This window comes from Allofranklinella schreckenbergeri (genome assembly GCF_003703475.1).
Lineage (GTDB): Bacteria > Pseudomonadota > Gammaproteobacteria > Burkholderiales > Burkholderiaceae_C > Lampropedia > Lampropedia schreckenbergeri.
In genome coordinates this window covers 46,065-59,114 of record NZ_RDQM01000014.1, presented here as the reverse complement: position 1 = coordinate 59,114, position 13,050 = coordinate 46,065, and the positions used below count along the sequence as shown (strand labels likewise).

The window sequence follows — 13,050 nt, the reverse complement described above, 5'->3', positions numbered from 1 at the left end:
TTGTCTCGTGATTACGAGCGATTGCCAGACGTACTGGGGGGATTGCACTTCGTGGTCTTTGCCATTCTCATGCTGCCCAATGCCATGCCGTTGATTCGGTTGGCTCAAAGTTCATAACACGCTCTAGAGCACAAATCCCAGTGATCTAAAATCGGGCATACCCGGCGGCCCTGAGCAGGGCCGTTCCGGTTAGAGCACAAATCCCAGTGATCTAAAATGAACGTGCCAAGCGCCGCGCTGTTGCCGCTGTTCCGGTTAGAGCACAAATCCCAGTGATCTAAAATTTAGGCATGTCATTGTGGCACTCGTCGATGGTTCCGATTAGAGCACAAATCCCAGTGATCTAAAATCCGTGTGCAATTCGGCGCTTTTGTACCAGTGTTCCGGTTAGAGCACAAATCCCAGTGATCTAAAATTGGGGAGGACGGCAAGCTGCGCCTGCCGTTGTTCCGGTTAGAGCACAAATCCCAGTGATCTAAAATCCCTATGCAGTAACCCATTGTTTTTACAAGGGGTTTTCTGCTTTTCGAGAAGAGAAAAAACATCACTCTGGCTAGAAAAGTGTGAACTGCTCAGGCGTTTTCAACGGTGGCTGCTTGGTTCTTCCCTGAAATGTCAAGATGCGTTCGTATTGCTTGTCAGTGAACTGTAATACGCTGACCTTACCACCGACCGGCAAGATGGCCTCTACCCGGCGGGTGTAGGTATCAAGCTGGGTTTGGCTGCTGCAAAAGCGCAGATAGACGCTGAGTTGGCTCATCTCAAAGCCCATATCCAATAACGCCTTGCGAAAATTACCTGCAGCTTTGCGCTCGGCTTTGGTGAGCACGGGTAAATCGAACATTACCAGCATCCACATCAGTCGGTATCCTGAAAGCATGGCATCGCATCATTCTGGGTTCAAGTTTTTCGCCAGAGCGAGCGGCAAGCCCGGCAGCGGCAGTTCCAGCTTGTCGCGTTCGCCCAGATACACTTGGGCCAGCGAGATGGCCAGTTTCTGCATGCAGACCATCACCGGGGTGACGCCAGCGCGGCTTTGCATGTCGTCATAAAGGGTATGCGCCAAGGCGCGCTTGGCTTCGGGCGTGACCTGTTCTTCACCGGCGCGCTGCAATTGCCAGACTTTCAGGTCGATGACCGGGCGGAAGGGCTCCATCAGGTCATCGACCAGTCGCATGGCATTGCCATCGTTGCTGTGGTGCAGGCCAATGCTGGGATGCAGGCCGGCGGCCACTGTGGCGCGGGCGGTGGCGGAGCGCAGGACGGTGTAGCCGTAGTTCAGCAGGGCGTTGAGGCCGCCGGCATTCTGATCGCGGCGGAAGTCCTTGCCGAACAGCAAGCCCCAGTAGCGCCGGGCGCCTTGGCCTTCGACGTTTTCCGGATCGCCGCTTTTGACCTTGCGCACCAACGCAGTCAAGGGCGCGGTGGGCGCGCCTGCGGCCTCCAGTGCGGCGGCTTGTTGCTCCAGTTTGGATTTGACGATGGCCGCCCACAGCCGCTTGTGCGTGGGCAAGCTGGCGGCGATTTGCGCTTCGATGCGCTTGGCCTGTACGTGATGGCCGTCCAGCGTCAGCAGCATGCCCACGGCATTGTGATTGGCCGCGCACAGCACGAAGGGCGCGCCGCGCTCGGCCAGAGCCACCAGGAGGTTGTTGGTGTAGCTGATGCCGTGGGCATTGGCGATGACGGCGGCGATGTCGTCCAACGGCACCTGCCCCAGCTCCTTGCGCTCGCCCTCGGTGTCACGCACCACCATGAAACCACGATTAACGAAGAGATGTCGATGGTCGTCTGCAATTTCAACAATACGCCCGATCATACTGCGCCCCTTGATCAGCCTTTGAAGCCGGGGTCACGCAGTTCACCGGTGGGCGAGATGGTGACGCGGCGGGCTTTGGCCTCCAGCAAACTCCCTGCGGAAAAAGCTTTTTGAAAAAACACGTCGTTCAATGCAGCCTCATCAAAGAACTTGCCAGCCTTCTGGTCTTTTTGCGCTGCAAGCTTTGCCAGATAGCGTGCGCTGATATTGGTTTCGTTGGGTTTGATGAAGGTGACTGAGCCGGAACTGTTGATTTTCAGAACTTGCAGCACTTCTCTTTCTTTTCCTTGACCAATGGCTATGCAGTCTCCCTTGCATAAACGCATGACCAAAGGTTGACCATCGAAGGACTCATGATTGCTGAGAAGATCAAGCAAAGCAAGTGAGCTGGCATTTTTTCCATGTTTATTTCTATAGGCGCGTAGCAGCTCTCTTTCAATCTTGTAGGCATCAAAGGTTGAAATGACTTTTCCTGCCCAGTCTCGCTTTTCATTGCGTGTGATTTCAATACAGTAGTTGCTATTGCTCAGCAAGCCTTTGTAGGGTTTTGGCGCGTTGTTTTTGTCACGATAGCGATTCAGGTGTGCATGTTCCGGTCGTGCGTGGAACGGTAGAACTTTCCTGTCTTTTGCGGCCATCCGGCTTTGACCGGATGCGCTGTAGATCGTTGCATCAAACATTTCCCCCTCATGCCCATGATCGGGCTTGTGGCTGACCCAGATGTTTTGCACGGCGCGCTCTACATGCGCGCGGTAGCTTTCCCAGGGCAGGGGCATGTCCTCCACGAGTTTTTCCAGACCTTGCTGGCGCGCTGTGGCGCTGGCTTGGGCAAAGCGTTGCAGCAAGGCTTGATCGGTGACGCCAATGACGCAAGCGTCCACGGCATGATGGCGGTGGTCGTCGCGGTTTTTTTCGCCATGCAGGCCAAGCACATCATTCAAGCCGAACTTGGCGCGCAGCAGAGCCGTCATTTGCCCGGGTATCGCCCACGTGCCTTGCGGGCACAGCAGTTGCAGATAGGCTTTGGCGATGCGCGAGAGATAGCGCGTATCGTTCAGCGCGCGGGCCAGAAAATCCTGGTCTTCTTTGAGCCAGCGTTCGTAACCATCGGGTGCGAAACGGTAGCGTTTGGCCTTGGGCATGCGTTCGGCGCGTTGCAACATGCATTCGTACGTCCACCCCTGTGCCTCGAAGTCCTCCCGCGCTTGCCAAGGTGTGCGGTTGCCTTTGATGCGGTTGGCTTGCCGCATGGAAACGGTTTTGTTGTTCAGGCTGTCATCCAGCGTTTGCGAGAAGGGCAGGATGTGCTCAATTTCCACTTGCTCCGACAGCAACATGGCCGCGCTGATTTGCACGCCGCTGTAGGGGCAGCGGCGGTCGGCCGCGTCAAAGCTCAGTTCTTCCCACAAAATCCATTTCTGGATGTCGGCGTGCTTCACGCGCTCTTCACTGATGCCCAGCATGGGCGCGATTTCCGCGCGGATGCGCGCATTGCGCTTTTGATTTTCAGCTTGGCGCTTTTGCGTTTCCAGCTTTTGCTCGCGGCTTTGCTTCAAGTCACGCGCCAGTTCCACCACGATTTCGGTTGGTCGGCCATAGCGTCGAACCAGCGCATTGGCGACTTTGCGCACCTGATTCAGGCCGATGTGTACCGTGGGGTTGGCGATCTTGCCGTAGCGCTTTTCTTCCGGGTCTTTGGGATTGCCGCTACCAAAAGCCACATGGCGTTGCAGGGCACGACCGTAGTAAGGCAGTTGCTTGAAGGCAAGCACCGGTTTGATTTCCCCCGTGGATGCAATGATGCGCTCGCCAAGCTGCTCCACTTCGTCATCGCCATGCTCAAAGTCAAAGCCCAAGTCGCTGTGGTGGGCAAAGCCAGCGGCCTGCACGGCCTTGTCGTAGGTGATGACCTCGGCGCGCAATGCAGGCACGATGCGTGCCAGTGCTTTGCGGCTCAGGCTGCCGTAGCCTTCGGGCAGGCCGGTGTTGGCAATGGCTGCAGCGCACGCTTCGTCAACGCGGCAATATTTAACAAGTCGCTTGATTAAACGCTCGGTATTTTGCTGAGTGACGAGCTGGCGGACAATGGCGTCTTGTTGCCGTAACGTCCATGTGTGCCAGACATCGCCAAACAGCTCTTTTTTGGCCAGTGCTGCCGTGGTGGCATTGCCTTTGAGCTCGCTGCGCTTGGCGTCTTCCAGGTTGAACTGCACCACGTCGCCCAGCTTGAGCTTTTTGCGCATGGCCTTGAATGTGACCTTGCTGCTGCTTTCCAGCATGTTCACGATGGCATCGCGCTGCGCCAGCGTCAGCGGTTCTTCGCGCATACCGCGCTGAAGCAAGCGCAAGTGATTCACTTCTTGCAGGATGCGAAAACGCTGCGTGCTGGGCAGCGCCAGCGGGGCGCGCTCTTCTTCCGGCTGCAAGGTGCAGCGCCCCGGTTTGACCGGGCGCAATGGGCGTTGGTGCAACAGGGTGTCGCGCAACTCGGCGCGCGCCTGTTCATGAAACAGGGCAGGATTGAAGCCCGCTTGCACAGCCCATAACGCATCGAACTCATCGGCCACCATCTGGCGATCAACGTAGAGGTCGTATGCCAGTTTGGCGCCGCTTTGACCGTTGTTTTTTGCCCGAGCACCCAAGCCTTGCTGCAAGCGTTGCGCCAGCAGCTCGCCCACGGTTCGCGGCATGCTGTTGCGGGTGTCGTCGCTTTGTCGGCAAGCCCATTGCAGTAGCGCCGGAGAATGGGGGTCAAGTCTCTTGCCTGCGCCATCCACGGGGTAGGGCGCGAGTTGGGCCCGCAGGCTGCTGATGGCCGCCTTCATCGCGCCAGCGTCCTTGGCGCCTTTGTCAGTCTTGCGGTTACTCTTGAAACCTCGGCGCTGATTGATGTGAAACAGCGCGCGGGCAAACTCGCCCGGCGTCAGTGCGCGCTGCAAACCCTCGGCGCGCAGCTGGTAAGGGTTGAGCGCTTCCAGTGCCTTGCGTGCCGCCTCATCCTTCGGGAAGAAACCATGCGCAATCAGCTTGTCCCTCATGCGCGCCTTGCGCTTGAGCAAACGGTCGCGCCGACGGCGCATGGCGCGTGCGGTGCGACGGGTCACTGCCAGCGAGGAACCATCCTTGGGGCTTCGGCCATCGCTGAAGATGCGCACACCAGCCTTGATGATGGCGGTGGGCTGGTTGTCAGCATTCAGGCGCAGAATGGCCCAGCCCAGCGAGGTAGAGCCCAAATCAAGGGCCAATCGGTAACGAATAGTAGGTTTATGTTTTGACATGAAAACATTTTCTGCTTTTTAAAACTTTATGCAATATATTGTTTCTTAAAATAGGTATAATGTCGGCACTCAGTTCACTGGGATTTGTGCTTTAGCCGCTAACAAGCTGATTGCTTTTGTAGCTAGATGCAAAAAATGGAAAGCCGGGCATGCCCGGCTTTCACCTTTTTCGGGCGACGCATCCGCCCCCTGTCTATGAAGAAAGCCGACATCCCCCTCTTCTTCGCCGCCTTGCAGGCGGCCAATCCGCATCCGCAAACGGAGCTGGAATACGGCAGCGATTTCCAGCTTCTGGCTGCTGTGCTGCTCTCGGCGCAGGCGACGGATGTGGGGGTGAACAAGGCCACCCGTCGGCTGTTTCCCGTCGCTGGCACTGCGCAGGCAATGCTGGATTTGGGCCTGGAGGGGCTGGAGGAACACATCAAAACCATCGGCCTGTACCGCACCAAGGCCAAAAACCTGCTGGCGACTTGCCAGATTCTGGTCGAGCGCTACGGCGGCGAAATTCCGCGCACGCGCGAAGCGTTGGAAGCCCTGCCCGGCGTGGGGCGTAAGACGGCCAATGTGGTGCTGAACGTGGCCTTTGGTCAGCCGACGATGGCGGTGGATACGCATATCTTTCGCGTCAGCAACCGCACGGGCCTGGCGCCTGGCAAAACGCCGCTGGCGGTAGAGCAGCAATTACTCAAGCGCGTGCCCAAAGACTATGCCGTGCATGCCCACCATTGGCTGATCCTGCTGGGCCGCTATGTGTGCCAGGCACGCAAGCCGCGTTGCTGGGAGTGCCGCGTCAGCGCTTGGTGTGATTACCAGCCCAAAACGGCCGCACCCACACGCTAAGCCCTTTTTGCAACCTTATTTTCTAAATCAAAAAGAAAATAAATCGCCTCATTTCGGCAATTCCATGTTCAAGTGATTTTTCCATTGATTTGGAACATTCATTTACCCGGAATCACCTCCAGCAACTCCAGTTGGCTGCCCAGCAAATAGCCGGTGTGGTTGCCCCACTGGCGCTGCTGCACATCGAAGTCGCACAGCACAAGGTAGTGCCCGCCCAGCGCCCGCACCTCGGGCCCTTGCAGCGCTTCGCACTGGAGGGCGGGCCAGGCGGTGTCGCGCCCCTTGCTGCGCAAATAGCCTTGCACCGCCGCCACGGCTTGCTGTGCCCCAGGGGCTTGAGGGGCTGAAGGCTGCGCAGTGCATCCGGTCAAGATCACGCAAAGCGCCGCGCCAGCGCACACCGCTGCCGCCCGGCATGGCCCATGCACATCGCCGCCGCTCATACGCAGCATTAGCGCAACCGCCCCGTTGCCATATCGCACTGCATGGCTTGCCCCGAGGCGAACATGCCGATGCGCCCTTGCGTGCCGGGGTGGCTGGAGAGCCAATCCAGCCCTTGGCTGCGCGCGTTTTTGGGGGCGTTTTCAGGTGTGCTTTCGGGGGCGTTTTTCTCGACAGACACGGCCCGGCCCTCCATCGCGGCAAACAGTTGGGCCAGGCCTTTGGGGTCGATGCGCTGGTGGCGCATCAGGGCCAGGGCAAAGCAATCGGCCTCGCGCTCGTGGTCACGGCTGTAGGACAAGACCGTCAAGCTGGTGCTGGCCAGCGCCACCATGCTGGAAACGTCGTTGAGCGCCACGCTCAGGGTGGCATTGAGCACGCCTTGCTCAATCAGCATGCGGCTGGAGTGGCGGTGCACGATGTGGCCGATTTCATGCGCGATCACCCCCATCAGGGCGTGATCGCCCAAGCCTTTGGCCTGGGCCAGTTCGACCATGTCGTCCGTCACCACCACCAGCCCGCCGGGGAAGGCCAGCGCATTGGGGCCGATGAAGCTGGCGCGAAACTCCAGCCGCCACAAGGGTTGGTAGCTGCCGTAGCGCTGCATGCGCTCGGGGATGTCGGCCAGCATGGCGGCAAAGCGCTCTTTCAAATCGCTTTGCCGCTGGGCAGAGAGCTTGGTGGGGCGAAAGAACTTGCCCTCGATTTGCTCCAGGAAACCATCCGTCATCGCGGTTTCCCACCCCAGGGGCACAAAGCGCGCCAGTTGCCCGGCGGCCCAGGGGGTGCCGTAGCGGAAAAAGGCCACCAGCAAAAGCACGCACGCCAGCGTGAAGCCGATGAGCATTTTCCAGCCCGTTTGCAAGCGTTCGGCCATCTTGCGCCGCCCGCCTGCCAGCTCATAGGCACGGTGCCACTGCGCAGCGCTGGCCACTTGCAGGCTGCCGTGCTCGCCCAAGTTCACCGTCAGGCGGCGCTTGGGGTCGGCCTTGCCGTAGGTTTGGGGCCATTTCACGTCGGGGCTGTCCAGCGTCAGGCCCAGGGCCTCGGGGTCCAGCGGCGCCAGCGTCAGCCGCGGCCCCTTGGGGCCTGGCTCAATCAGGGCCAGCACGCGCTGGCCGCTGCTGCTGGTGCCGTCGAACCACAAGGCTTTGAGGACCGGCGGGGGCGCGGCAGCAGGGGCCGCGGCATGTTCAGGGGCTGCGCTGGGCATGGCAAATGGCCTCGTGCTCAGGAAACGATGTCAAAGCCAGCGAAGTCGGCAACGGCATCGGCAAATGCACCGCCTTCTTGCTGGATGGTCAGCAGGTTTTGCAGGCGCGAGGCTCCGCCACGGATGTGCACGGTGGTGGAAGTCCAGCGCGCGCGGTATTCACGCACCCGCGCAAAGGGGCGGAAAAAGCCCAGCGTGATGACGGTGAGCAGCCAGTTTTGCAGCCGCAGCCACACGTAACCGCCCACGCTGAGCTTGCAGCGAAAGCGCGCAATATCGCTCACGCCCGAAAGATTCCACACCAGCCGGTGCTGCTTGGCCTCACGGTAGGCGTGGGCGATCTCGAACACCAGCAGCATGGGCAGCCAGGACAGCACTATCAGAGCGATCAAGACGAAATCGGCGCCGCCCGCCTCCAGCGCTGCCTCATCGGTCTCTGCCTCGGCCGGATCGGCTTCGCCTTCTGTCCACCACCCGGCAGCGCTTTGGCAGTAAGGCTGCTGGCTCTGGCCCGGTTCGCGGCACTTTTGCTGGCGGGCCTCCTCAATGGCCTGCATCTCGACGCGGAAGGTTTCCCAATCGACCGATTGGGGCGATCGCTCCAGTTGCTCCTGCATTTTTTCGTAAAGCTGCCTGCGCGCCTGGCTGAATTCGTCCTCTTCCGCAGCGGCTTGCTCCACAGCAGCCTCGACCTGCTCATCCCAGCCGAAACGGCTGGGCAATTGCTCGGCAAGCAGCAGACTGGCCCCCGTGACAACGGTCGCAAATCCCAGCACCGCAATCAGGGTTGCGCCCAGCCAAATCCGCACGAAATCGCCGTAAGTGCCGCGAAAGACGCCCTGTTCCACCCCGATATAGGTGCGCTCAATCGTCAAGCGCTGGTAATTGAACATCACCCGCACAAAGCACAGCCAGCTCACCACCAGGCCCAGCGCCACCAATATCCAATCGATCACCGTCAGGCCCAGAAACGTTTTGGGGCGGGTTTCTTCCAGCAGGCTGGGCGAGGTGAAGGTGTGGCGCATGTCGATGCCCGCGTACACACAAAACCAGACCAGCGCAATCACGAACACCGGCCAACTGGCCCAGTAAATCTCTTTCCAACTGGTGCCAAAACGCAAGCGCAGGCCGCGCCAGCGTGTGGCGGTAACGCGAAAGCGCCGCGCACTCCCCCACAAAAACGGCACCGATACCGCCGCCGCCAGCAGCGCCAGCCCCACCAGCAGCGCGTTCTGGCTGTTGGTGGCTTGCTTGAACAAGCTGTAAAGCCCCAGAAAGACGAAAAAGCCAATCACCATGCGCCGGGTTTCCGCCGTGAACTCCAGCGGACTCCGCGCCAACACGCTATGGCCGAAAAAATACTCCACCGTGCGCTTGCGCGCCCAAGGGGTGTAAATGCCCAGCGTGAGAACCATCAACAGCATGTTGACAAACCAAACGCGAAAGTACTCTGCCCCCGTGCCGGTGAATTTCAGCCGATAGGCTTTGACGACTTTGGATGAATCGGCCACACCCACAGGCGCGGCCGCAGCACGGGCACTCTCTGGCATACAAGGCTCCTTTTGATGAGCCCTCACGGTCTGCTTGGGCCGGGCGCGATTGTAAAAGCCTGCCCAAGCCAGCCGCTCGCCGACCTCGGTGTGTGCTGCGTCTCGCGCGCGCATTCGCCCCAAAGCATCTGCCACGGCCATCCACAACAATCAATCAATTGCAGCCTTTCGATAAAACCGCATTTTTTTGATAGAGCTGCATGGGCCGTCTCCCTAGACTGTGCCGCGCCAGCACCAGCGCGGGCTGGCCTCATCCAACAATATCCAGGAGACACACCATGGCCCAAAACGCTTTATTGACCCACGACAAGTTTTTGCTCGGCACTTTTGCTTCCAACTGCGGCGGGGGCATGACGGTATCCACCTTGCCCGACCGCTGGCAAGCCACTTGGGACAACAACCTCAAGCTCGGCCGCATGCTCGACGAGGCGGGCATCGACTTCATGCTGCCGATTGCACGCTGGATTGGCTACGGCGGCCAAACCGACTTCCACGGCTATGTGCTGGAAACCATCACGTGGGCGACCGCCTTGCTGGCCCATACAAGGCGCATCAGCGTCTTTGCCACCGTGCATACCGTGGCCAACCATCCCGTCGCGCTGGCCAAGCAAATTGCCACCATGGCGCAAATGAGCGGCAATCGCGTGGGCCTGAATATCGTGGCGGGCTGGAACAAGCCGGAATACGACGCCCTGGGTATTGCCCTGCCCGATGACCACGAAACACGCTACGGCTATGCGCAAGAGTGGTTCGATGTGATCAAGAAAATCTGGCATCACGAAGGCCGGTTTGATTGGGATGGCCAATATTTCCAGCTCAAAGGCGTGTATGGCAATCCGCGCCCCGAGTTCGATCCTCCCGTTTTCAATGCGGCTGGCTCCGGCCAGGGGCGCGAATTCGCCAGCCGCAATGCCAACTTTCTCTTTACGCCCGCCATGCAACTGGAGCGCTCGGCAGAAGAGATCGCCGCGCTCAAAGCCCAGGGCCAGGCGCAGGGCCGCAAGGTGGACGTCATGACGTTCTCCCATGTCATCTGCCGCCCCACCGAGGCCGAAGCCAAGCAGGAATGGCAGCGCCAGCTCCAAAACACCGACGAGGGCGCTTTGGACAATCTCATGCATCTGCAATTTGCACACGCCCACTCCTTCCCCCACGAGCTGCTGGCGCAAATTCGCGAGCGCATGGCAACGGGCCACGGCGGCTTTCCTTTAGTGGGCACGCCAGAGCAAGTGGCCGAGCGCTTGTGCGCATTGCAGCAAGCAGGTTTTCGCGGCACCACGCTCTCGTTTTTCGACTACGTGCAGGAGTTCCCCTACTTCCGCGACACCGTGCTTCCCCTGCTCCAACAACGCGGCATCCGCTAAGGCCAGTTGGACATGGGTCACCCTATGGTTTCCAAGCCCCTGCCAGCAGCCATTGCCCATCCGCACGATGGGCGCCTGCCCGGCGCGGTGTCTGCCGATCAATTCAAGCAGGCCATGCGCCATTTGGGCGGAACGGCCAACGTCATCACCGTCGCGCATCAAGGGCGCCGGGGCGGCTTGACCGCCACTTCCGTGACATCGGTATCGGCTGAGCCGCCAGAAATCCTGGTGTGCATCAATCAAAGCGCGTCTTCATGGCCTTTGCTGCGCGATAGCGGACTGTTCGGCGTCAATATCTTGAGCGCAGCGCAAATGGGCCTGGCGCAGCAGTTTGCCGGACTCCAAGGCGAGCAAGGCGAACAGCGCTATGCCGGCCATGAGTGGATGTGTACCGAACACGGCATCTGGCTGGCGCGCCTTGCGCCGGCGGCCTTGGCCTGCCAAGTCGTCGAGATCGTGCTGCGCCACAGCCACGCCATCGTGCTGGGCAAAGTGCTGCAAGTGCATCTGCCCCAGCCGCTGGAAGATTCGCCTTTGCTGTACTGGCAAGGCCGCTTTGGGCGCTTCCAGGCATAACAGCGCAGCGCACAGCAACCAACTGCCCCATGGCAGCGGCCAGGCAGCAAACGACCTGCGCTGCCTGGCCTGGCAATAAAGCGCGAGGCCGTACCGATCATTGAGAGCCAAAGCAATAGGGATAGCCTTGATTTCCTGCCGCCCTCAAGCATGCCAAGATGGCAATCGGCTTTTGCCCGTTGTCCGCTATGGCTTCTTTCTTGACGCAACATGCGCAGCTACGCTCCTGCGATGTGGGGCATGTCCAGCGCCACATCACGCAGGTCTTCTGCCCCCACAAGCTGATCCTGCTCGATCAGGGTGCCAGCCTGGATACCCACTTGTTTCTGCGTCAAGGGCAGGATATGGCCTATGGCCGTCTGCGCTACGGCGCGCAAGTGCGCATTGAGCCTCAGCCGCTTGACGACTTCTACCTGCTGCAAATTCCATTGCGCGGGCAAGAGCAAATCCACACCCCCAATGCCTGTTTTTCCTCCACCGCCACCCTGGCCTCGGTCATCAGCCCTGCGCAGCAGTTCTGTATGGAGCACAGCCATGACGCCGACAAATTGTTTGTCCGCATCAACCGGCACGGTCTGGAGCGCCACTTTCGCGACTACTTCGGGCAAGATCCCGGCGCGCTGCTGCAATTTCACCCCCGTATCGATTGGGGCCAACCCGCAGGCGCCAGTTTGCGCCGCCTGCTCAATTGGCAGTTTGCCGAAATCTCCGAAAACGGCTCCTTGTTCGAGCACCCCCGGCACATCCAGCATTTCGAACAAACGCTCGCTTACGCACTATTGGCATTACAAGCGCACAACCAAGCCAGCAACCGCCCCGCCACAGTGCTGCCACACGTTATTCGGCGCGCGCTGGAATTCATGGAGCAGCATCTACCCCACTGCATCGGCATCGCCGACGTAGCGCAGGCAGCGGGCATTAGCGTGCGCAGTCTGCATGTCGGATTTCGCAACCATCTGCACACCTCCCCTATGGCGCACCTAAAAAACATGCGACTGGAAGCAGCGCGGCGGCAACTGTGCGCGGACAGAGCCTCCGTCACCCAAGTGGCGCTGGCGTGCGGCTTTACCCACCTGGGGCAGTTTGCCGCCGATTACCGCAAGCGCTACGGCGAGCGCCCATCCGAAACCCTTGCCAACGCCCGACGAGATCGGCTGTTCACGATCAGCCACCCAAAAAGATAACTAAAAACTATCGAAACCATCAAATCATTCAATTAGATTAAAAAAGGGAAAACCCCTACACTGCCCGCCATTGCGAGTTACCTCCATCAACCCTTCTCCAAACAAAGGAAACAGCATGGCCAAAGTCAATACCCCCATCAAGCCCTTCAAAGCCACTGCCTACCATCAAGGCAAGTTCGTGGAAATCACGGAAAAAGACGTGCTGGGCAAATGGGCCGTTTTCTTCTTCTACCCCGCTGACTTCACCTTCGTCTGCCCCACCGAGCTGGGCGATGTGGCCGACAACTACGCCGAGCTGCAAAAAATGGGCGTCGAGGTGTATTCCGTCTCGACCGACACACACTTCACCCACAAGGCCTGGCACGATTCTTCCGACACCATCGGCAAGATCCAGTACTACATGGTGGGCGACCAAACCTTCCAACTGGCCAACAACTTCGACGTGCTGCGCGATGGCGAAGGTCTGGCTGATCGCGCCACGTTCATCGTTGATCCGCAAGGCGTGATCCAGGCTGTGGAAATCACCGCCGAAGGCATTGGCCGCGACGCGAAAGATTTGCTGCGCAAGATCAAGGCCGCCCAATACGTGGCCAGCCACCCCGGCGAGGTCTGCCCCGCCAAGTGGCAAGAGGGCGAGAAAACGCTGGCGCCTTCGCTGGATCTGGTCGGCAAGATTTAATCGCTCACTGCCCCCCCCACATCGCCCCACGATGATGAAGGCCAGGGCCGCGCGCTGACCTCCCAGCGCGCGTCACTTGGCTCACAGCCCCGAAGCCTGCCCTGCG

The 13,050-nt window shown here is 59.6% G+C and carries 11 protein-coding genes and 1 pseudogene; 6 read left to right on the top strand and 6 right to left on the bottom strand.

The features are described from left to right. A pseudogene (locus EBQ26_RS10680) lies at nucleotides 1-117 on the top strand (IS5/IS1182 family transposase); the annotation flags it as partial. A 436-nt stretch (nucleotides 118-553) separates the two neighbouring features. On the opposite strand, the gene cas2 reads toward EBQ26_RS10680, so the two are convergent. From cas2 to cas9, 3 genes are read right to left on the bottom strand one after another with little or no spacing between them, the layout of a single operon-like run. Next, nucleotides 554-880, bottom strand: a complete 327-nt coding sequence (gene cas2, locus EBQ26_RS10675) for a CRISPR-associated endonuclease Cas2 (RefSeq protein WP_238944310.1) — start codon at nucleotides 878-880, stop codon at nucleotides 554-556. A 9-nt stretch (nucleotides 881-889) separates the two neighbouring features. Then, nucleotides 890-1,819, bottom strand: a complete 930-nt coding sequence (gene cas1 / locus EBQ26_RS10670) for a type II CRISPR-associated endonuclease Cas1 (RefSeq protein ID WP_122239003.1) — start codon at nucleotides 1,817-1,819, stop codon at nucleotides 890-892. 14 nt (nucleotides 1,820-1,833) lie between these two features. After that, complete coding sequence (gene cas9 / locus EBQ26_RS10665) at nucleotides 1,834-5,097, bottom strand: type II CRISPR RNA-guided endonuclease Cas9 (RefSeq protein WP_122239002.1); 3,264 nt, start codon at nucleotides 5,095-5,097, stop codon at nucleotides 1,834-1,836. A 195-nt stretch (nucleotides 5,098-5,292) separates the two neighbouring features. On the opposite strand from cas9, the gene nth reads away from it, so the two are divergent. Beyond that, nucleotides 5,293-5,937 carry an endonuclease III gene (gene nth, locus EBQ26_RS10660; protein WP_122239001.1) on the top strand — a complete coding sequence of 215 codons (645 nt, stop codon included), beginning with the start codon at nucleotides 5,293-5,295 and terminating at the stop codon, nucleotides 5,935-5,937. Between the two features lie 98 nt (nucleotides 5,938-6,035). On the opposite strand, the gene EBQ26_RS10655 is transcribed toward nth, so the two are convergent. The 3 genes from EBQ26_RS10655 to EBQ26_RS10645 all read right to left on the bottom strand — a co-directional run bounded on the left by EBQ26_RS10655 (nucleotide 6,036) and on the right by EBQ26_RS10645 (nucleotide 9,141). Next, the gene (locus EBQ26_RS10655) at nucleotides 6,036-6,308 is read right to left on the bottom strand and encodes a hypothetical protein (RefSeq protein ID WP_124780652.1); all 273 of its coding nucleotides are present in this window, start codon (nucleotides 6,306-6,308) and stop codon (nucleotides 6,036-6,038) included. An 80-nt stretch (nucleotides 6,309-6,388) separates the two neighbouring features. Beyond that, nucleotides 6,389-7,591 (bottom strand): M48 family metallopeptidase, encoded by a 1,203-nt coding sequence (locus tag EBQ26_RS10650; protein ID WP_122238999.1) that lies wholly within the window; start codon nucleotides 7,589-7,591, stop codon nucleotides 6,389-6,391. 17 nt (nucleotides 7,592-7,608) lie between these two features. Beyond that, a complete protein-coding gene (locus tag EBQ26_RS10645) occupies nucleotides 7,609-9,141 on the bottom strand; it encodes a DUF898 domain-containing protein (RefSeq protein WP_238944307.1) in 1,533 nt (510 codons plus the stop codon). Nucleotides 9,142-9,419: 278 nt separating this feature from the next. Here EBQ26_RS10645 and EBQ26_RS10640 point away from each other — a divergent pair, with 278 nt between their 5' ends. From EBQ26_RS10640 to ahpC, 4 genes are all read left to right on the top strand, one after another. Beyond that, complete coding sequence (locus EBQ26_RS10640; RefSeq protein WP_122238997.1) at nucleotides 9,420-10,505, top strand: LLM class flavin-dependent oxidoreductase; 1,086 nt, start codon at nucleotides 9,420-9,422, stop codon at nucleotides 10,503-10,505. Nucleotides 10,506-10,529: 24 nt separating this feature from the next. After that, on the top strand, nucleotides 10,530-11,081 hold the full coding sequence (locus EBQ26_RS10635; protein WP_122238996.1) for a flavin reductase family protein: 552 nt from the start codon (nucleotides 10,530-10,532) through the stop codon (nucleotides 11,079-11,081). A gap of 188 nt (nucleotides 11,082-11,269) precedes the next feature. Next, nucleotides 11,270-12,265 (top strand): AraC family transcriptional regulator, encoded by a 996-nt coding sequence (locus EBQ26_RS10630; protein ID WP_122238995.1) that lies wholly within the window; start codon nucleotides 11,270-11,272, stop codon nucleotides 12,263-12,265. A gap of 115 nt (nucleotides 12,266-12,380) precedes the next feature. Continuing rightward, nucleotides 12,381-12,944 (top strand): alkyl hydroperoxide reductase subunit C, encoded by a 564-nt coding sequence (gene ahpC, locus EBQ26_RS10625; RefSeq protein WP_122238994.1) that lies wholly within the window; start codon nucleotides 12,381-12,383, stop codon nucleotides 12,942-12,944. Nucleotides 12,945-13,050 lie beyond the last annotated feature (106 nt).

What these genes read in the sequence shown, in the direction of transcription:
- cas2 (WP_238944310.1), bottom strand. Translation starts at nt 880, where the DNA reads ATGCTTTCAGGATACCGACTGATGTGGATGCTGGTAATGTTCGATTTA.
- cas1 (WP_122239003.1), bottom strand. Translation starts at nt 1,819, where the DNA reads ATGATCGGGCGTATTGTTGAAATTGCAGACGACCATCGACATCTCTTC.
- cas9 (WP_122239002.1), bottom strand. Translation starts at nt 5,097, where the DNA reads ATGTCAAAACATAAACCTACTATTCGTTACCGATTGGCCCTTGATTTG.
- nth (WP_122239001.1), top strand. Translation starts at nt 5,293, where the DNA reads ATGAAGAAAGCCGACATCCCCCTCTTCTTCGCCGCCTTGCAGGCGGCC.
- EBQ26_RS10650 (WP_122238999.1), bottom strand. Translation starts at nt 7,591, where the DNA reads ATGCCCAGCGCAGCCCCTGAACATGCCGCGGCCCCTGCTGCCGCGCCC.
- EBQ26_RS10645 (WP_238944307.1), bottom strand. Translation starts at nt 9,141, where the DNA reads ATGCCAGAGAGTGCCCGTGCTGCGGCCGCGCCTGTGGGTGTGGCCGAT.
- EBQ26_RS10640 (WP_122238997.1), top strand. Translation starts at nt 9,420, where the DNA reads ATGGCCCAAAACGCTTTATTGACCCACGACAAGTTTTTGCTCGGCACT.
- EBQ26_RS10635 (WP_122238996.1), top strand. Translation starts at nt 10,530, where the DNA reads ATGGTTTCCAAGCCCCTGCCAGCAGCCATTGCCCATCCGCACGATGGG.
- EBQ26_RS10630 (WP_122238995.1), top strand. Translation starts at nt 11,270, where the DNA reads ATGGCTTCTTTCTTGACGCAACATGCGCAGCTACGCTCCTGCGATGTG.
- ahpC (WP_122238994.1), top strand. Translation starts at nt 12,381, where the DNA reads ATGGCCAAAGTCAATACCCCCATCAAGCCCTTCAAAGCCACTGCCTAC.